This is a genomic window from Providencia sp. JUb39 (genome assembly GCF_012272845.1).
Lineage (GTDB): Bacteria > Pseudomonadota > Gammaproteobacteria > Enterobacterales > Enterobacteriaceae > Providencia > Providencia lanzhouensis.
The window spans coordinates 2,556,789-2,576,208 of the sequence record NZ_JAAWXD020000001.1 but is presented as its reverse complement, the minus strand read 5'-3'; the positions used below and the strand labels follow the sequence as shown (position 1 = coordinate 2,576,208).

Annotated in this window: 13 protein-coding genes and 2 tRNA genes; 9 read left to right on the top strand and 6 right to left on the bottom strand. The window is 39.8% G+C overall.

Translation table 11 applies throughout. The features are described from left to right. Positions 1 to 309: 309 nt before the first annotated feature. The gene (ubiG, locus tag HFU86_RS11930; protein ID WP_036952802.1) at positions 310 to 1,032 is read right to left on the bottom strand and encodes a bifunctional 2-polyprenyl-6-hydroxyphenol methylase/3-demethylubiquinol 3-O-methyltransferase UbiG; all 723 of its coding nucleotides are present in this window, start codon (positions 1,030 to 1,032) and stop codon (positions 310 to 312) included. 329 nt (positions 1,033 to 1,361) lie between these two features. Between ubiG and gyrA the strand changes: the two genes are divergently transcribed. Both gyrA and rcsC read left to right on the top strand, forming a co-directional pair. Then, entirely contained in the window at positions 1,362 to 3,965 is a 2,604-nt protein-coding gene (gene gyrA, locus HFU86_RS11925; RefSeq protein WP_187129333.1) for a DNA topoisomerase (ATP-hydrolyzing) subunit A, read from the top strand. Positions 3,966 to 4,112: 147 nt separating this feature from the next. Next, on the top strand, positions 4,113 to 6,965 hold the full coding sequence (gene rcsC / locus HFU86_RS11920) for a two-component system sensor histidine kinase RcsC (RefSeq protein WP_187129332.1): 2,853 nt from the start codon (positions 4,113 to 4,115) through the stop codon (positions 6,963 to 6,965). An 80-nt stretch (positions 6,966 to 7,045) separates the two neighbouring features. Here rcsC and rcsB read toward each other — a convergent pair whose 3' ends face one another. Both rcsB and rcsD read right to left on the bottom strand, forming a co-directional pair. Beyond that, positions 7,046 to 7,696: a response regulator transcription factor RcsB gene (gene rcsB / locus HFU86_RS11915; protein WP_004259923.1), complete on the bottom strand. Its 651-nt coding sequence runs from the start codon at positions 7,694 to 7,696 to the stop codon at positions 7,046 to 7,048. A 1-nt stretch (position 7,697) separates the two neighbouring features. Beyond that, on the bottom strand, positions 7,698 to 10,397 hold the full coding sequence (gene rcsD, locus HFU86_RS11910; protein WP_187129331.1) for a phosphotransferase RcsD: 2,700 nt from the start codon (positions 10,395 to 10,397) through the stop codon (positions 7,698 to 7,700). A 215-nt stretch (positions 10,398 to 10,612) separates the two neighbouring features. Here rcsD and HFU86_RS11905 point away from each other — a divergent pair. The 4 genes from HFU86_RS11905 (at position 10,613) to HFU86_RS11890 (ending at position 11,512) form a co-directional block, all read left to right on the top strand. Continuing rightward, positions 10,613 to 10,700, top strand: a tRNA-Ser gene (locus tag HFU86_RS11905). A gap of 5 nt (positions 10,701 to 10,705) precedes the next feature. Next, positions 10,706 to 10,781, top strand: a tRNA-Thr gene (locus HFU86_RS11900). Between the two features lie 208 nt (positions 10,782 to 10,989). Further along, positions 10,990 to 11,157 (top strand): hypothetical protein, encoded by a 168-nt coding sequence (locus HFU86_RS11895; protein ID WP_187129330.1) that lies wholly within the window; start codon positions 10,990 to 10,992, stop codon positions 11,155 to 11,157. Positions 11,158 to 11,224: 67 nt separating this feature from the next. Continuing rightward, positions 11,225 to 11,512, top strand: a complete 288-nt coding sequence (locus HFU86_RS11890; RefSeq protein ID WP_154599427.1) for a putative quinol monooxygenase — start codon at positions 11,225 to 11,227, stop codon at positions 11,510 to 11,512. Between the two features lie 407 nt (positions 11,513 to 11,919). Here HFU86_RS11890 and HFU86_RS11885 read toward each other — a convergent pair whose 3' ends face one another. The 3 genes from HFU86_RS11885 to HFU86_RS11875 form a co-directional block, all read right to left on the bottom strand. After that, complete coding sequence (locus tag HFU86_RS11885) at positions 11,920 to 13,428, bottom strand: phosphoethanolamine transferase (RefSeq protein ID WP_187129329.1); 1,509 nt, start codon at positions 13,426 to 13,428, stop codon at positions 11,920 to 11,922. Between the two features lie 347 nt (positions 13,429 to 13,775). Next, a complete protein-coding gene (gene gltP, locus HFU86_RS11880; protein ID WP_132495394.1) occupies positions 13,776 to 15,083 on the bottom strand; it encodes a glutamate/aspartate:proton symporter GltP in 1,308 nt (435 codons plus the stop codon). A 396-nt stretch (positions 15,084 to 15,479) separates the two neighbouring features. Continuing rightward, positions 15,480 to 16,142: a GntR family transcriptional regulator gene (locus HFU86_RS11875; protein ID WP_132495392.1), complete on the bottom strand. Its 663-nt coding sequence runs from the start codon at positions 16,140 to 16,142 to the stop codon at positions 15,480 to 15,482. 429 nt (positions 16,143 to 16,571) lie between these two features. On the opposite strand from HFU86_RS11875, the gene HFU86_RS11870 reads away from it, so the two are divergent. The 3 genes from HFU86_RS11870 to HFU86_RS11860 are packed head-to-tail and all read left to right on the top strand — an operon-like array spanning position 16,572 to position 19,420. Then, a complete protein-coding gene (locus tag HFU86_RS11870; RefSeq protein ID WP_132495390.1) occupies positions 16,572 to 17,810 on the top strand; it encodes an NRAMP family divalent metal transporter in 1,239 nt (412 codons plus the stop codon). Positions 17,811 to 17,837: 27 nt separating this feature from the next. Next, positions 17,838 to 18,617, top strand: coding sequence for a LamB/YcsF family protein (locus HFU86_RS11865; protein WP_187129328.1), 780 nt, complete (start codon positions 17,838 to 17,840; stop codon positions 18,615 to 18,617). Continuing rightward, positions 18,614 to 19,420 carry a putative hydro-lyase gene (locus HFU86_RS11860; RefSeq protein ID WP_187129327.1) on the top strand — a complete coding sequence of 269 codons (807 nt, stop codon included), beginning with the start codon at positions 18,614 to 18,616 and terminating at the stop codon, positions 19,418 to 19,420. The genes HFU86_RS11865 and HFU86_RS11860 overlap by 4 nt, the downstream gene beginning before the upstream one ends.

Below are 19,420 nucleotides of genomic sequence, written 5' to 3'. Positions count from 1 at the left end.
AAAATAGAGTCTCCCAAACGTAAAAAAGCTCATGATGAACAATCATGAGACTTGTATATTATATTTGTGATGACCACTATATGTAGTAGTTTGTTAAGAATCTAATAACAAGATAATGTTAATGTGCGATTTTATCAAGTGTACAAATCTGATAGTTTTTGTGGATAACAACTGGATAAGAAAAATTGATCATGTCGGTAAGCAGCATGAGAAGTGGAGTTGCCAAAAATTGACTTACCGACATTAACCTAAAAATTATTTTGTAAAGTTGAGACCGTTTGCTGTTTTCTTAAACGTACCGCTTGCTATTTATTCGCTGATCGTATGCAGCATATAGTTCACATCAACGTTAGGACCTAACCAAAATTTATCGGTGATTGGATTATAATGCAGTCCCATCATATGTTGTTCTTTTAATTGCGTTTTATCGACCCAGCTAATTAATTCGGATGGGCGGATAAACTTATTAGCATCATGCGTGCCTTTTGGAACCATTTTCATCACATATTCCGCTGCCACGACAGCCATTAGCCATGCTTTTCTGTTGCGATTAATGGTGGAAAAAATAACATGTCCGCCAGGTTTAACTAATTTCGCGCAGGCTCTTACCACAGACTCTGGGTCTGGAACGTGCTCAAGCATTTCCATGCAAGTGACGATATCGTAGCTCTGAGGGTGTTTATCTGCATGCTGTTCGACGGTTTCTTGGACGTATTCCACAGGAATGCCCGATTCCAGAGAGTGTAGACGAGCGACCATTAACGGGTCTGCGCCCATATCTAAACCCGTGACATCCGCACCTTCGCGCGCCATGCTTTCAGATAAAATACCGCCACCGCAGCCAACGTCGAGGATTTTCTTACCAAAAATGCCGTCTACACGTTGCATGATGTAGCCTAAACGCAGCGGATTAATGCGGTGTAATGGGGCAAACTCGCCTTCAAGATCCCACCAACGTGATGCTATCGATTCAAACTTTTCAATTTCTTGTTTGTCGACGTTTAGGTACGTTTGGTCTTGGGTATCATTCATCTGAGGAACTCCTATATCTATTTCTATCCTCGCATTACTTATTTTTACCTATTGGACTATATTTATTTTGCAAAATGCAAAAACAGGTTGGAATTCGTAATGGGACGATAGTCGCCCGTGAGTTAATTTATTGGGATTATGAGCCAAATATGAAAATCCTTGAGAGACTATTGCTTGAAAATCTACAAGATTCGGACACATAAGCGCATTTTTCCGCTATTATACATAGCTTGAAAGACAAATACTCACTTCTCTTATCTCTTAATTAAATAAGGGAGTTGTGGTATAGTTTACTCTTTGAATCTGAAGTTATGAGGGACAGTGGTTCCATGAGCGAGATTGCCAGAGAAATCACCCCAGTCAATATCGAAGAAGAACTGAAAAGTTCCTATTTGGATTATGCAATGTCCGTTATCGTCGGCCGTGCACTTCCAGATGTTCGAGATGGGCTGAAGCCAGTACACCGCCGAGTGTTATTTGCGATGAATGTACTGGGAAATGATTGGAATAAACCCTATAAAAAGTCTGCCCGTATCGTTGGGGACGTCATCGGTAAATACCATCCACATGGAGACAGCGCCGTTTATGAGACCATCGTTCGTCTCGCGCAGCCTTTCTCTATGCGCTACATGCTGGTAGATGGTCAGGGGAACTTTGGTTCAGTTGACGGAGACTCCGCCGCTGCAATGCGTTATACGGAAATCCGTATGGCGAAAATTGCCCATGAAATGCTGGCTGATTTAGAAAAAGAAACCGTAGACTTTGTTCCTAACTATGATGGTACAGAGCAAATCCCAGAAGTGATGCCAACGAAGATACCTAACCTTTTGGTCAATGGTTCTTCAGGGATTGCTGTCGGGATGGCCACTAACATTCCTCCGCACAACTTAGGGGAAGTGATTAATGGTTGCTTAGCTTATATAGAAGACGAAGATATTAGTATCGAAGGCTTGATGGAACACATCCCAGGTCCAGACTTCCCGACTGCCGCTATTATCAATGGCCGTCGTGGTATTATCGATGCGTACCGTACCGGTCGCGGTAAAGTGTACATTCGTGCACGTGCCGAGGTCGAAGTTGATGAGAAAAATGGTCGTGAAACCATTATCGTCAACGAAATTCCGTATCAAGTGAACAAAGCGCGCTTGATTGAAAAAATTGCGGAATTAGTTAAAGAAAAACGCGTTGAAGGTATCAGTGCACTGCGTGATGAGTCTGATAAAGACGGTATGCGTATTGTCATTGAAATTAAGCGCGATGCAGTCGGCGAAGTAGTACTAAATAACCTGTATTCACTGACGCAATTGCAAGTTTCTTTCGGTATCAACATGGTGGCACTGCATCAGGGTCAGCCAAAAATCTTGAACCTGAAAGATATTATTGCTGCGTTTGTTCGCCATCGTCGTGAAGTTGTTACACGCCGTACTATTTTCGAACTGCGTAAAGCCCGTGACCGTGCGCACATCCTTGAAGCGTTGGCGGTGGCACTGGCGAATATCGACCCAATTATCGAATTGATCCGTAAAGCACCAACACCAGCTGAAGCAAAAGCTGGGCTGATTGCCCGTTCTTGGGCTCTGGGTAATGTTGCTGCGATGCTGGAACGTGCGGGTGATGATGCTGCGCGTCCTGAGTGGTTAGAGCCACAATATGGTGTTCATGAAGGTCAATATTTCCTGACTGAACAGCAAGCACAAGCAATTTTGGATCTGCGTTTACAGAAATTGACCGGTCTTGAGCATGAAAAACTGCTGGAAGAGTACCGTGAACTTCTGAAACAAATCGAAGAATTACTGTTTATTCTGCGTAGCCCTGAGCGTTTAATGGAAGTTATTCGTGAAGAGTTAGAAGCGATTCGTGATGCTTATAACGACCCGCGTCGTACTGAGATCACTGAAAATACCGCAGATATCAATATTGAAGATTTGATCAACCAAGAAGATGTGGTGGTAACGCTATCTCACCAAGGTTATGTGAAGTATCAGCCATTGTCTGACTACGAAGCACAACGCCGTGGTGGTAAAGGTAAATCCGCAGCGCGTATTAAAGAAGAAGACTTTATTGAGCGTCTGCTGGTGGCGAATACCCACGATACTATCTTGTGTTTCTCCAGTCGTGGTCGCTTATATTGGATGAAAGTCTATCAATTGCCTGAAGCTAGCCGTGGTGCTCGTGGACGTCCAATTGTGAACTTACTGCCACTTGAGCAAGATGAACGTATCACTGCGATTTTACCAGTGCGTGAATACGAAGAGGGCTATTATGTCTTTATGGCGACCGCGAGCGGTACCGTGAAGAAAACCCCTCTGCAAGATTTCAGTCGCCCAAGAAGTGCCGGTATTATTGCCGTGAACTTGAACGAAGGCGATGAGCTGATTGGTGTTGATTTAACCAACGGTAGCAATGAAGTCATGCTGTTCTCTGCGCAAGGTAAAGTGGTGCGCTTTGCAGAAGATGCGGTTCGTGCGATGGGACGTACAGCGACAGGTGTTCGCGGTATTAAATTAATGGACGACGATAAAGTTGTTTCTTTAATTATTCCTCGTGGTGAAGGCCATATTCTGACCGTGACTGAAAACGGCTTCGGTAAGCGTACTGAAGAAGCAGAATACCCAACAAAATCTCGTGCAACTCAAGGGGTTATTTCTATTAAAGTGAGCGAGCGTAATGGTCAAGTTGTTGGCGCTATCCAAGTTGAGGATACCGACCAAATTATGATGATTACGGATGCTGGGACTCTGGTTCGTACCCGCGTTTCTGAAGTTAGCGTCGTTGGGCGTAATACTCAAGGTGTGACGTTGATCCGTACTGCTGAAGATGAAAAAGTAGTTGGTTTACAACGTGTTGCTGAAACTGAAGACGATGACAATACCGATGAAGAGGATATTGATGTTGACGGTGAAGCACAAACTGATGCAGATACCGAAGAGTAAGTAGCATTCATCAATGAAACGGGCGGATTATCCGCCCGTTTTTGTATCTTTACACTAGCAATATACATGGAAGTTATTGGTTGTCGCTTTTCATCGAGTTAATCGAGTATACTCAGTATTAGTGATAATGTACTTGTAGGTAACGGATTGAGATATTTACCCTCGTTTAAAACATCCCTCAGATTATCTAGAGATCTTTTTCGTGTCCTAGGCGTTATGCTATGGGGAATGGGGCTTTTCATCACTCTGTTTTTCCTTTATATGCAGTTCAATGAACATAAATCTGATCTGCGCCAGCAATTCCATTCTGGTTATGAAAACCTGCAAGTTTATATTCAGCAGTCAAATGCTACACTTCGCCTTATTCATTCCATGACGGAACAGCAACGACTCAAAGACGAAGAACATCAACAAAAAGTGGGTATTCAACAAGAAGATATTACTTTACCCGCATCCACGTCATACTCGCTATATCCACTCATGCCGTCGGCAGATTGTGATGTATTTAAGCAGCGAACTCAGAATTATCTTTCTGCTTTTGAACAACTCAATATTTTCTGGAAAGACAGCATTGCGGTCCCCCAAGGTTTAAATCACGTATTTGTCTTTGGAACAGGCAGTTATTGCATGATGGATTATTCAATTCGTGCTGCAGTTTCTGATATTGATACGCTAAAAAAAGTGGTCTATGACAATGCGCGGATCTACAAACAGTTAAGACAGCAGGGTCAGGAGCGCAATTTATATACCATCACCCACAGTTCTCAACCATCAAATGGTCAACTCTATTTGATGATCCCTATTTATGAGAAAAGCTTAATTGTTGGTTTTATTGGGATTGAGCGAGCGATCAACTTAAATCAGTTTAATTTACGTAATAATCCAGCCGTTGAAATCACATTAATTAACTCATCAAATCAACCTGTTCTCTACACTTCATCAGATTCGAATATTAAAAATTCACCATTACTGACATCTGGAGAGATAAATTATTTCGGTTTTAACTCTGATTATACTCAGCTGTTTTTTAAGAAGCGCTTAGCACCTTCGCAACTAACGGTTATTTATTCAATTGAGACATCGTATTTAATCAGCAACCTAAAAACATCAATAATTTACGCAATATTAATTAATATTTTATCTGGTACGTTAATCTTCTTTTTAATTTGGTTGTTAGAAAGACGAATGTTGGAGCCAGCAGCCAATACAGCGATTCGTCTTGAAGAGCATGAACAATTTAACCATAAAATTGTGGCATCAGCTCCTGTTGGGATCATTATCCTAAGGCTAAGTGATGGCGGCAATATTTTGAGTAATGAGCTCGCACATAACTATTTCCGATTACTGAGTGAAGATGATAAACAGCGAATTTTGACGATTATTCGTCAAAAATCTAGCAACTATATTGATGTTGTTGCAACGAATGGCACCCATCTACAAATTAGTTTTGTGAATTCACGTTATCAAAATGAAGATGTGGCTATCTGCGTATTGATCGACATTAGTATTCGTGTGCAGATGGAAAAATCATTGCAGGATGTCGCAGATGCAGCGGATCAGGCGAACCAAGCGAAATCGATGTTCTTAGCCACGGTGAGCCATGAATTAAGAACGCCACTTTATGGGATCATCGGTAATATTGAATTATTGCAACGATATGATTTATCAGATAAAGCGCTTCGATTAGTTTCTACGATGGATAACTCGTCATCGCTGCTGTTGCAGATTATCAGTGATATTTTGGATTTCTCCAAAATTGAATCCAAACAATTGAAAATAGAAAATAAATTATTCAATTGCCGCAATGTATTTACTTATGTCCTTGCTAACTACGTGCCTTTAGCAACTAAAAAACAAGTGTCGCTTTACTCTTATATTGAGCCGAACATTCCAGACATGATGCTTAGCGACCCAGTTCGCCTACAACAAGTTATCTCCAATATTGTGAATAACAGCATAAAGTTCACAGACTCTGGTTTTGTGATGCTGCATGTTTGGAAAGATGAAAATTATTTAAAAATTGAAGTCAAGGATTCGGGGATTGGAATGACCCCAGCAGTGGTTATGCAATTATTTGACCCATTCTTCCAAGTATACGATCAAAATAATGGACACAAAGGGACAGGGTTAGGGCTCGCTATTTGTGAGAAACTCATCAACTTGATGGATGGTGATATTGGTGTGGATTCTCAAGCGGGGCTGGGAAGTACCTTTACGATCCGCATTCCACTCTATGGCCAGCAATATTTAGACCCCGTTATTCCTGAGTATCGAAAAAATTACCGTGTTGCCGTGACGGGCCAAAATGCATTCTTAATTGATTTTCTTGTAAGATTGCTCGAACACCATCATTTTAATGTGGTGACGGGCTCATCCATTGATATCAATGAGACGTATGACTTATTGATTACGGATACCCAAGAAAGTGTTGCCTTACAGAATAAAAACTTGCTGAAACTCAGTAGTTTATATTCAGGTGAATTATTTGAAACTCAACCAAGTAATTGGCTCTATAACACTTATCAGCTCGATAAGCTGCCAATGTTGATTGATAAAATCATTGTTAAGTTGGTTCAAGGTGCTAAAGAGAGTTTAGAGAACCATGACCTTGAAGATGCTGATGCAGATTTGAATACGTTTAAAGTCTTAATTGTTGATGACCATCCTATAAATCGAATGCTATTGACAGAGCAGCTGGCAAGCATTGGCTTTATGACAAACACGGCAGTTGATGGATTAGATGCGTTGAAATTCCTTGAGCATAATCATGCGGACATTGTTCTTTCTGATGTGAATATGCCCAATATGGACGGTTATCAATTGGCGCGCACGTTGCGAGAACAAGGCTTTAGGCAACCTATTGTTGCGTTAACGGCAAATGCCATGGCAGAAGAGAAGCAGCGTTGTCTTGATGCGGGTATGAATGATTGTCTCTCGAAGCCTACATCGATCAGTGTGCTACGGGAGTCGTTGGTGAAATATGTTAAACCTAATGAATGAATTACTTATTAAACAGTTAACATATTGAATAGAAAAAATAAAAGCCCTGAACGGGCTTCTATTTTAGCACCAAAAAACGATTATTCAGAAGGTGAATTGTCGATACTGACTGATGAAAGGTAATTCAGCAGTGCGATATCATTTTCAACACCCAGCTTTAACATCGCTGATTTTTTCTGGCTACTAATGGTTTTGATGCTGCGATTTAGTTTTTTAGCAATCTCAGTGACTAAGAATCCTTCTGCAAATAAGCGTAGCACTTCACTTTCTTTTGGTGATAAACGCTTATCGCCATATCCACTCGCATTCACTTTCTCAAGCAATTTACTGACGCTTTCAGGGGTAAATTTCTTCCCTTTTTGTAAGGCAGCTAGCGCTTTTGGTAAGTCAGCAGGCGCACCTTGTTTTAGTACGATACCTTCAATATCAAGCTCAAGAATAGCGCTTAAGATTGCCGGATTATTGTTCATGGTGAGGACAATAATCGATAAGTCAGGGTAGTGACGCTTAATGTATTTAATTAATGTAATACCATCGCCGTATTTATCGCCAGGCATAGACAAATCAGTAACCAGAACGTCTGCATTCAGGCGCGCTAAGTTATTAATTAAAGAAGTAGAATCTTCAAATTCACCGACGATGTTTACCCATTCAATCTGTTCAAGCGACTTTCTGATACCGAAAAGAACAATAGGATGATCATCGGCAACAATGACATTTAGGTTATTCATATTATTGGTTACCTTCTGGCATTAGTCTTTTCACTGAGACATCCAGTTCTCTAATGCAATTTTTTATTTCAAATCCGTTTTCATCTGCTATGTAATGTTCCAAATCTTCACAAAGTTTATGAAGATAATGGAATTCAAGCATAGCAAAAACTCCTTTTAAACGATGTGCAGTGTCTTTTAATTCGGTTAAATTCGCAACACTTTCACTATTATACAGTTTATTAATATCTATCGGTACTGTTGAGATAAACAAATCTTTATAATCGCTCTTCGACAGAATTAAATGATAGCCTGAAATAATATTATCGACAGAATTATTCGACTGAGAGTTATTTTCTCGTAGAACGAGTGATGAAGATAGGTTGGATTCATTATTATCTTCTGTCTCATCCGCTTGTTCTATCAATAATGAGATAGCATCGATAAGTTCATCCGCGAAATTGTAGTTAACTTCAATATAATTTGGGTTAATACAATTTATTGAAGATAGATTTCCCTTAACTTTAATTATGTTATTAAAGGAAACGTCATCATTGTCGGCGATCAAGAGATCCCAGTGGCTATGTGGTGAGCTCTCATCGATATCAAGAAACTCTGCACCATAATGCGATAAGGTCTGTTTAACAATGCGACGAGTATCAATATTCTGAATATTCAAGCGAATATACATATCTTCAAGCAGAGCAGGGTATTCATGGCTTTGCATATGGGGTTGCGCAGGGAGCTTAATTTGATAATGGCTACCGATGGCATCACTTGACTTGATACTAAATGTTCCCTGCATTTTTTTCGTTAATAATTTGCAGAGGTAAAAGGTCATGCCAGAACGCTTAAATTGATTTGAACTTTGTGCTTTCCCTGTGAATGGGCTTTGCAAGTTATTCAGTTCAATATGAGTTAACCCAATTCCGCTGTCTTTTATATCAATAGAAACTTCACTTTTTTCTTCAATATAGTCAATTGAAACGGTAATTTTACCAAAGGCTGTAGTTTCTATTGAGTATTCCCAAATTGATTGGAATAAAGTCTGGAAATAATCCGGGTTATTTTCAATTAATGAGTCAGGATTAATGTTGTTATAAAAATAGAACGAAAGTCCTTTTCGATTTAAATGTGCTAAATTTTGTTTAAGATATTGGTTAATCATCTGACCAATAGCAAATTTTTGTGTTTTAAACTCAATCTGTTGAGTTTCTAATTGACTAATAAGTTCGATATTTCTAAACCAATTATTGATATAAAACAGTTGGTTTTGAATTTCAGATAATAATGGATTTTTAGGCTCGCCGAGTGAAGAGCTTAATTGGTTAAATTTGGCATCAATTTGATTAACAGCGGGTAGAATTTCCTGGCAAATATTTTCGAAAACCACTTTTCTAAGTTGAATATTTCGTTGGTGCTCACGCGTAGCCATTTCTTGGCGTTTTTGCGTCAGAACTTCTTTATCTTTATCTATGATGATAAACAAAATGGTGTTTTCTTTAATTAAGCTTTTCACCAAAATGATTTCATAGATATTGTTTTCTATGGAAACTTGAATGACATCATTATGATCGGTTGCCATTTCTTTGATATGTATCAGATCCATAGACGGTAATAAGTGATTCGCGATACTGTTACTTAATAATTTTTTATTGCTATTAAAATCAAAGACTAGGATGCCATAAGAAATATGGTTAAGAATGTCATTATTGAGGGCATCTTTAAACTGGAGCTCATCCAGCATTGAAGCATTGGGTGAAATAATTCGCTTGCGAATAAACATGGTGGTGATCAGCGCCAAAATACTGACCGCAATCATGCAGGTAATTAGCCAAAAATTGTAACTTAGCACCCCGAAAATAATATTTTTCAGAGAAAGGGTATAGCTAATCTGGTAATTAGTGCCTTCAATGGGTTGAGAGAGCATCAGGCTGGTGCCAACGAGTTCGCTGCCCGCTTGGCTATTTTCTTGATTGTTTGGTCGCTGTGAAATCGAAATATCATCGCCTTGTAATGTAAAGGGGAGGATTGAATTGATAGAAATATCAAAGGAGATCACACTACTTAGGCGCCCTGGTGAGTTAAAGACTAAGCGATAGGTATAGAAGTAAACATTATCTTGGGCATTTTTCTGCATATTGGAGATAACTTCACGGCGATCTAATAATGTCGATTGGGTGATCATATCAGAGCGCTTATCTTCCGCCGTTAGTGTTAAATAGCTTTCTTTATAGCGTAACTCTGGTTTTAGAATGGAATGGGTAGTTACCAGAACTAAGGAGTTGTCTTGACCATTAAGGTAGTACATGGAGTTAAATTCATTCCGTGCCCCCCATACAATTTCCATATAGTTTGCGAGCTTTGTCGCTAAGGCTTTACTGCTTGGTTTATTGAGACCAAACACAATGGAATCAATGGTCTGGTTATTGCTACTTAGCCAATAAACATCGTGGCGCATTTCAGTCACGGAAATGTCGTTAACAGAGTCAGGTGTAGTTTTATCATTGGCAAGCTTATAGATGTGACCCGCTTGATAGCGATAATCTTCAATTTGATAAGCGAGTCGATTAGCGAGAGTGTTGATGGCTGTTTGGTGCGCTAACATCCATGCGTGATAATAATTATAGAGGGACAACGACAGCATTGTGACAAGCAGCACAATAAAGGCAATAAAAATGCGAGAAAGAACATTCGGTTTTAATAATGATTGTTTGTACATACAGTCCCACGCCGTCACACTGGCAAATTAGATTAATCAGATTAAAAATCATACGCCTAGGTACGTTATAGACACTGATTTTGCACAGATATTAGCATTTTTTTAGGGCAATAGAGAACAATTGAGTGAAGATTAGTCAAACGAACAAAAAAATGCAATTATTTTACTATCAGGGGTAGACAAGCCCCCGGGATTCCTCCATAATCGCGCCCCATGGAGAGATGGCCGAGCGGCTGAAGGCAGCGGTCTTGAAAACCGCCGATGGGAAACCATCCTAGAGTTCGAATCTCTATCTCTCCGCCAAATTAGCCGGCTTAGCTCAGTTGGTAGAGCAACTGACTTGTAATCAGTAGGTCACCAGTTCGACTCCGGTAGCCGGCACCAAATAAGAACCCGCTATATCGAAAGATATAGCGGGTTTTTTCTTTGTCAGTCATTTATATCCTCAATTTTACGTTGTATTTTCAGTAGCTCCGTCCGTCGACAATATCTGTTTTCAGTAATCCCCATATACTACGAAAGGTCTATTTGATGATCATTTATTAATCGCGTGCTACTTTCTTTGTCATGGCACAGATTAATGAGGCTCAACATGAATACCGCTCAAAATGACATCAACAAGGCTGCTCAAAAAATTATTGCTGGGGCAGAGCGAATCCAGCGTTTTGTTGAAAAATACCATGATTATCTCTCTGATGAAGATAAAGCAAAATTAGCGCAGATAATTAAAAATGTGGATGATAAGCTGAATCAGTCATAGTTTCCGCAACCTGCTGAGCTGGAAGGAATTGATTTGAATTTTAACAAGTTAAATAAAGAGGATTACAATGCTAAAAGTCATTGCTGAAGATTTTATCAAGCCGGAAGCGGTAGAAATCGTGTTACCACTCTATAAGGCACTTGTTGAAGCCACAAAGAAAGAACCTCTATGTATCGCTTATGACCTTTATATTGATGAAAAAGATCCTGGGCATTTTGTTTTTATTGAAGAGTGGCCGAATCGTGCTGCATTAGATTCACATTGTGCGTCTGAACACTTCCAACGATTAGTACCGATGATTAACCACTATCAAAGAGCAGAGCCTAAATTTATCTTGATGGATGCGGCGTTTTAACACTGAAGAGAACATTTAAGTATCGTATGTAAAACTCATCCAAATAATGTCTCAGAAGTTCCCCCTAAATAGTCGGTGTATTGTTTTACTACAAAAGGGGGCTTTGGGTTTACATTCAACTTTATTGAATTATAGCCAATTCTGAAACATAAAATATGACAGGGTAAATACAAAGATAATCATTAGGTGCTGTAAAACTTTTAAGAATAAAAGAAAGCGTCTGACTTGATTCATTGCGGCTAACCCAAATAAAGAATGACCTAAATTAAAGTGTATATTTAGCGTAGCAATGAAATAAAATCTTGCGAGAAAATATCACATAAGTAACTAATTAAATTTCAAATTACGTAAAAGTAACTATTAAAAAGGCGACAAACTCAGTTAATTTATCGCCTTTAATTGGTATTTTATTTTTTTTCGTCGTTATTGAGTCGTTCAAAGCTCATTGAATTTTTATCAAAATTAATAACGGTATTTTGATTTTCACATTCTTGATTCGAAATCATTGAACATGACTGAGAAATTCTCTTCTCCGATATTCCTGTCCACTGAGAGAACAAAGTCATAAAACTCATTGCACTTCGACGAGCAGAAATAACCTCTCGTTGAGTCGAATCAGACGATGTGATAAAAAACGGCACTTCATAATTTTGCCGTGTTTTATCACCATGGATCAGATCAGTTTGGTTGTCGATAAAAGACAGACCATGGTCAGAAAAGTAAAGCATAGACCATGATGTATTTTGTTTTATAAGTAGCTGTTGTATCTGAGATAACAAGACATCCGTATTTTTGATAGATTGAATATAGCAAGAGAGTCTGTCACTTATATGAAATTGCTCATAAGTATTATCAATCCGATCGCAGAATGGTGAATGACTACCAATTAAATGCACCACAATAAGTTTATGTTGACCCGGCTGCTCTAAGGATTCAATAAACTTAGGGATTACAGGGGCATCTTGAGACATAACATTATTATCGAGTAACGCACTTCCACCGACAAAATAAGCATGTGTTGCACGCTTGGCGATTGATGCTACAGGACCATCATGTTTACCGTAAGTGCCTTGTCTCGAAATCCAAAAAGTCTTGAACTCCGCTTTGTTTGCGAGAGAAATAATATTATTTTGCATTTTTGGATATAAAGATAAGGTATTCGACAACGAAAGGTTGGTTGAACCTGATGCAGAAATATAATTATCGAATATATAGCCTTTTACTGTATCGGTAAAAGGGGTGTTTTCTATTGGAAAACCATAACTGTGCATGAAGTCACGGCGAACACTTTCGCCAATAACAATGACATAAACATGATATTTAGGATTGGAAGTGACTGTTTCAAAGGTATCATCACCTTCAATAGATTTTTTTTCTTGCTGTAAATAGTTTAGGTAAAAAAGGCTTTCAGTAAAGAAACGACACTCAGGTAATCCTGATGTTAAAAGCAACCGCCAGCTTCCTTCAGAAAGAGCTTTAATAGGGGATATAGCGGTGATTATCAAAAAAATAGCAGAGAAAATATATTTACTTTTTTTATTCACCTCAAACTTTAATTTGAATATGAAATAACTGAAACATAAGAGAAGAATTGAGAGTAGATAATACTTGTAATTGATGTTTTTAAGAAAGCCTTTAGCTTCCTCGCTATCCGTATAATAAAAAGATGAAAAGATATTATAATCAGGATAGCCGTAAAGTAACCCTACAGGTAGATAGAAGATACCCACTAGGGTATAAATGGCAATAATGGTTTTATACACTTTAGGATAGTCATTAACGACAATTAATATTCCTGTGATGGCTAGGATGTAGAAAATCTTGAAGTGGTAACCCATTGCATAATGAATAGCGGTAAAGAACAAAAATAACGCAATAAATTTTAATAAGAAATTATTTTTTACTAAGCTGTGCATATTTTCATCAATTTCTGTTTTTGAGTAAGAGGTTATCGCTTAGCAGGTATCATTGAGTATATATCAATCGTAGATCCAATAGTGTACAAATATCAGCAGTAGAATGAAATAATAGTGTAATAAAAAATATTTAATAAATCATTTTTTGATAAAGCTAGATATTATTTCTAATAATTAACTGATTTTAGGTGATTTTATCATAACTGATTGAATAGTAAAGTAATTCTCATAGGGCTGAGTGAGGGCAATCAACGGTGAATACGCTGGTTCAAAGCCATCTTTAATCGGTTAAAGATGGCTTGGGTTAGAAATTAGAAATAAGAAGAGCTTAGATATTTAGTCCTTAATCAAAAACTTTCCTCATACTCTCGGGCTTTTTTCTCATCATAATTGTGTTCCCATTTGGCGATAATCAAGGCAGCTAATGCGTTACCAACCACATTAAGTGCGGTTCTTGCCATATCGAGAATACGGTCAACACCGGCAATGAATGCCAAACCTTCTAATGGAATCCCCACAGAGCCTAACGTTGCCAGCAAGACGACGAATGAAACTCCCGGAACCCCTGCAATACCTTTTGACGTGATCATTAAGGTAAAGACTAAAATAAGCTCTTGCCCTAATGACAGCTCAATACCATATAGCTGAGCAATAAAAATAGCGGCGATACTTTGATATAAGGTGGAACCATCCAAGTTAAATGAATAACCGATTGGGATAACGAAACTGGTGACAGATTTTGGCGCACCATACTTCTCCATTTTATCCATAATACGAGGAAGTACAGTTTCAGAGCTGGCGGTTGAATAAGCAAGAAGTAACTCATCCTTTAATATTCTCATCAGAGTAAAAATATTAATTTTGCAATAACGAGCAACAATTCCGAGTACCACAACGGCGAAGAAAATAATCGCACAGTGAACCAAAATAACTAACTTCAACAGAGGAACCAGTGAAGTAAATCCAAAGTTTGCAACGGTGACGGAAATTAATGCAAATACCCCAATTGGCGCATACATCATGATCATATTAGTCACACGGAACATGGTTTCAGAAAAAGTTTGCAGAACATCTAATAGTGGCTGTTTCTTTGCTACTGGTAGAGAAGATAATCCTAAACCAAATAAAACTGCGAAGAAAATAACAGGAAGCATATCGCCACTCGCCATGGCAGCAAAAATATTGCTCGGTACCAAAGATAATAAAGTATTCACGATCCCTGAAGGATGGCTAGCAACCTCCTGCGTCGTTTTTTGGTACTGAGAAATATCCACTTGAGTGAGCTGAGACATATCAATGCCCACACCTGGTTGGAAGATATTGGCAAACGAAATACCAACAATGATGGCAATGGTAGTAATGATTTCAAAGTAAAGAATCGTTTTGAAACCCAATGTGCCTAATTGTTTTGTATTCCCGACACCTGCGATCCCCACAATCAAGGTCGAAATGACGATAGGTACCACAATCATTTTGATTAACTGAATAAAAATCTTACCGGCGGGAGAGAGAACATTCAGTATTAACCAATCTTTGTATTCCACGCTTTCATGCAATAAAGCACCAACGATAACACCTAAAAAAAGCGCAATTAGAATCTGCCACCCTAACCCAAATTTAAACGGTTTTTTTGGAACGATGTTGTTTAGTGTCATAAATAATTCTCGTTTATATTAATAATATTTAACATTGTATTTTTATTATGCTCAGTTTTATAACCAATATTCGGAAAAACCACAATCATTTATTCGAGAAAGTAGAGTTATTTACAATGGTTACTTATAACAAATTGTAAATTAAGTTTCTGAAATTGAATACTTTGTTAATATTTATTTCTATTTGTACCTATATATGTTGTCAGATTGATAACAAAAAGTGATTAATCTAATCTATAAAGATTGTTAAATACAATTTTTATGAGTTGGATTTTCTGTGGAGTGTTTAATTCTGCAATATCTATGCAAGGTTATTTGCATAGATATTGAATTAAAAAAAATAGAGGGGTAACAAAAGACATTGGATAAAACGAGCAATCTGCAAGAATAAGGATTTTATAGCAGTGATTGGCTGCGCTTGTAGGCGGCAAGTAATGTGCGTTCAGATAAATCGAGGTAGTGTAAAAGCGCTGCGGCCGCTTCTTGATTTTTACCTGCATCAAGTAACTCTAAAATAGCTTGGTTTTTATCAATGTAGGGAGCATAGAGCAGTTTGGCATCATTTAAATGACCAAAAGCTAAACGTAGCTCAGCGGCAATATTATGATAAAGCTTAATTAACCTTTCACTGTCCGACAATTCCACAATCGCGGTATGAAACTTCATATTGGCGGTACCGACACCTACCCAATCTTCCGTTTTTTCATGCTCTCGAGCTTCAGCGACAGCGAGTTTCATTTTTTGAACGGCAGGATGTAGAGCATAAGCATGGGTCAATGAATTACATTCAATTAATCGACGCACTTGGTAAATATCAATAATCGCCGCCATATCTGGGACGGAAACATACACCCCTTTATTGGGAGCGTAGGTGAGTAGACCTTCTTGGGTTAATACACGAAAGACTTCCCTTAAGGTATTACGGGAAATATCCAACTCTTCACTTAATGCGGCTTCTGATAAACGTTGTCCCGGCGTTAACTCACCAATCGTAATTTTATGGCGGATAGTTTCTGCGATAGTGACTGACAAGGTTTGTGCGACGGGCTGTTTTTTCATAAAAAGGTGAGCCTAGTTGAAGAAAAGTAGGGTGAACAGTTCATTAAAACAGTTATTTGAGCGCTATCTTCACATATTCGCTGTAGGGCAGCAAGACTCCTTTTATGCACTAATTCAGGGCATTTTCCTTTTTGAGCACTAAATTGGTGCTTTGACGTATTACGCCTCTCATTCTTAATGTTACAGATAAACATTAATTGTTAAAAAAGTGATCAAGATTTGATTTTTAACTTACCAGAAACGATTTTTATTGCTTAATTATTCATCGCTCCGTATTAATTGTTCAACAATCCTCATTCAATAAATTAACAATTCATACCATTGATAGAACAATGGCACGAAAATTGCCTCTACAAATGAGTTCAGTATTAAAAAACTTGCACAACATCAAAATACAGATAACAACAAAAACTACAGAGGAGTATGCATATGGCAGCTCATGAAAATATCTCGACAGCAGAATATGTGAAGAAACGTCGTTCCTCGCTGATTGGCGCTATTTTTTTAATGGCAACATCAGCGATTGGTCCCGGATTTATCACCCAAACCGCGACATTTACCGTCACTTTAGGTGCCGCGTTTGCTTTTGGTATTTTAGCCTCCATCGTGATTGATTTCGTGGTACAGCAAAATATTTGGCGAGTGGTGACACTCACGAAAATGCACTCATCCGATATCGCCAATGCGACAATTCCCGGAAGTGGCTATTTACTGGCTGTGTTAGTCATCTTTGGTGGATTGATATTTAATATCGGTAACATTGCCGGGGCTGGTTTAGGTTTGAATGCACTCGTTGGTCTCGACCCTAAGTGGGGTGGTTTACTCAGTGCGCTCTTAGCGATTTATATATTCTCGTCCCGCAAAGCCAGTAGTTTTATTGATAGATTAATCATTGCATTAGGTTTGGTCATGATTGGTCTAACCCTCTTTGTGATGATTGCGTCTAACCCGCCAATTGGTGAAGCATTACGTCAAAGCGTACTCCCTGACACCGTTGATTTTGCGATGATCACCACGATTGTTGGTGGAACGGTCGGTGGCTATATCTGCTACGCAGGGGCGCATCGTTTACTGGATAAAGGCGAAGTTGGCGTCGAAAACATCAAAGCGGTTTCCAGTGCGGCGACCAAAGGCATTATCGTCGTCGGTGTCATGCGCTATGTCCTGTTTTTAGCCATCTTAGGTGTGGTTGCCAGTGGCGTGACGATTGATATTTCAGGTAAAGCGGCGAACCCTGCCTCTCAGGCCTTCCAAGCCGCAGCGGGTAACTTCGGTTTACGTATTTTCGGTTTGATTTTATGGGCGGCAGCGCTGACTAGCGTTATCGGCGCAGCGTATACCTCAATGAGCTTCTTAAAAGCGTTCAAATCTTCCATTACAGAAAGACAACGCAATATTGCCACTATCCTGTTCATCGCTGTTTCATTAGCTGTTTACCTGTTAATGGGAACCGCGCCAGCAGCCTTATTGGTCTTCGCCGGTGGTTTTAACGGCTTGATTTTACCGATAGGTCTGACGCTGTTTGTCTATATTGGCTGGAAACGTGCAGATTTAATGGAAGGGTATCATTACCCACGTTGGTTACTGTGGTCGGGTGTCGTGACCTGTGCGTTAACGTGGTACATGGGTGCCATGTCCGTGAGTGCAATTTTCAACTACTTAAAGTAAGCCGTTATCAAGGATTGAGGAACAATAATGAATAAGCAAATCGACCTAAATAGCGACCTTGGTGAAAGTTTTGGTCAATGGAAAATGGGCAATGATGAGGCGATGTTGAGCATTGTCAGTAGCGCCAACATTGCCTGTGGATTTCATGCGGGTTCTCCCGATGGGATCCTCCAAACGCTCATTGCCGCGCAAAAGCAGGGTGTGACGGTAGGAGCGCATGTGGGATATCCAGACTTAGTCGGATTTGGTCGTCGAAATATGGACATTGCGTCTAACGAATTAACCGCAGACGTGATTTATCAAATTGGGGCATTAAAGGGGCTTGCAACGGCAGCAGGCACGCAAGTGGAATATGTTAAACCACACGGCGCGTTATATAACACCATCGCTCACGATAAACGCCAAGCAATGGCAGTCATTGATGGGATCTTGAAGATTGATAACCAGTTAACGCTGGTGGCATTAGCGGGATCCCCATTGATTGGTTGGGCAAAAGAGAGCGGATTGAAGGTGGTTGCAGAAGCCTTTGCTGATAGAGCTTACAACAGCGATGGTACGCTGGTATCTCGTAAGCTAGCAGGCTCCGTTCTGCATGATCCAGAGTTAGTGGCTAAGCGCATGTTGCAGTTAGTGAATGAAGGTGGCGTAGTCGCTATTGATGGGAAATTCACTCCTATTGAAGCGGGCTCTATTTGTGTACATGGAGATAGCCCCGGTGCGTTAGAGATGGCGAAAAAAGTGCGTGAACTCTTTGAGCTGCAAGGGATCGGTATCCGTGCATTTGCAGGAAAGGGAGGTCAAGCATGAATGCATTAATGAAAGCCTCAAAAGAGGCTATTCAAGCGGCGAAATCAGCGAGAGAAGCGATTCGCCATGGCTATGATAAACCCACAGCAGGTATGGCGCCGGGAATGACTCAAGCCAATATGATTGCGTTGCCGAGAGATTGGGCGTTTGATTTCCTACTTTATGCTCAACGTAATCCCAAAAGTTGCCCTGTCTTGGATGTGTGCGAATCAGGGAGTTGGCAAACTGTGTTAGCCGAAGGCGCCGATCTGCGTACTGATATTCCTCGTTATCGCGTTTGGGAACAGGGCAAGCTGGTGGATGAAATTACGGATGCGACGGCTATTTATCAGCAACATCCTGATTTAGTCACTTTCTTGATTGGCTGCAGTTTTACCTTTGAAACACCGATGATAGAGGCAGGTATTGATGTTCGCCACATTACCGACGGTTCTAATGTGCCGATGTATAAAACAAACCGACTGTGTCGTCCTGCGGGGCGTCTAGAGGGCGAGCTTGTGGTATCCATGCGCCCAATCCCTGCCGATCGTGTTGCCGATGCCGTCATGATATCGGGGCGTTTCCCCGCGGTACATGGCTCTCCCGTACATATTGGCGCACCTGAATTACTGGGGATCCAAGATATTATGCGCCCTGATTTTGGGGATGCAGTCCGCATTGAAGATGGTGAAATTCCTGTATTTTGGGCTTGTGGTGTGACGCCTCAAGCGGCGGTGATGAAATCAGGTGTTCCTTTTGCATTAAGTCATGCTCCGGGATATATGTTTATCACGGATGTTCCTGACGCCGCTTACCACGTATAG

What these genes read in the sequence shown, in the direction of transcription:
- ubiG (WP_036952802.1), bottom strand. Translation starts at nt 1,032, where the DNA reads ATGAATGATACCCAAGACCAAACGTACCTAAACGTCGACAAACAAGAA.
- gyrA (WP_187129333.1), top strand. Translation starts at nt 1,362, where the DNA reads ATGAGCGAGATTGCCAGAGAAATCACCCCAGTCAATATCGAAGAAGAA.
- rcsB (WP_004259923.1), bottom strand. Translation starts at nt 7,696, where the DNA reads ATGAATAACCTAAATGTCATTGTTGCCGATGATCATCCTATTGTTCTT.
- rcsD (WP_187129331.1), bottom strand. Translation starts at nt 10,397, where the DNA reads ATGTACAAACAATCATTATTAAAACCGAATGTTCTTTCTCGCATTTTT.
- HFU86_RS11895 (WP_187129330.1), top strand. Translation starts at nt 10,990, where the DNA reads ATGAATACCGCTCAAAATGACATCAACAAGGCTGCTCAAAAAATTATT.
- HFU86_RS11890 (WP_154599427.1), top strand. Translation starts at nt 11,225, where the DNA reads ATGCTAAAAGTCATTGCTGAAGATTTTATCAAGCCGGAAGCGGTAGAA.
- HFU86_RS11885 (WP_187129329.1), bottom strand. Translation starts at nt 13,428, where the DNA reads ATGCACAGCTTAGTAAAAAATAATTTCTTATTAAAATTTATTGCGTTA.
- gltP (WP_132495394.1), bottom strand. Translation starts at nt 15,083, where the DNA reads ATGACACTAAACAACATCGTTCCAAAAAAACCGTTTAAATTTGGGTTA.
- HFU86_RS11875 (WP_132495392.1), bottom strand. Translation starts at nt 16,142, where the DNA reads ATGAAAAAACAGCCCGTCGCACAAACCTTGTCAGTCACTATCGCAGAA.
- HFU86_RS11870 (WP_132495390.1), top strand. Translation starts at nt 16,572, where the DNA reads ATGGCAGCTCATGAAAATATCTCGACAGCAGAATATGTGAAGAAACGT.
- HFU86_RS11865 (WP_187129328.1), top strand. Translation starts at nt 17,838, where the DNA reads ATGAATAAGCAAATCGACCTAAATAGCGACCTTGGTGAAAGTTTTGGT.
- HFU86_RS11860 (WP_187129327.1), top strand. Translation starts at nt 18,614, where the DNA reads ATGAATGCATTAATGAAAGCCTCAAAAGAGGCTATTCAAGCGGCGAAA.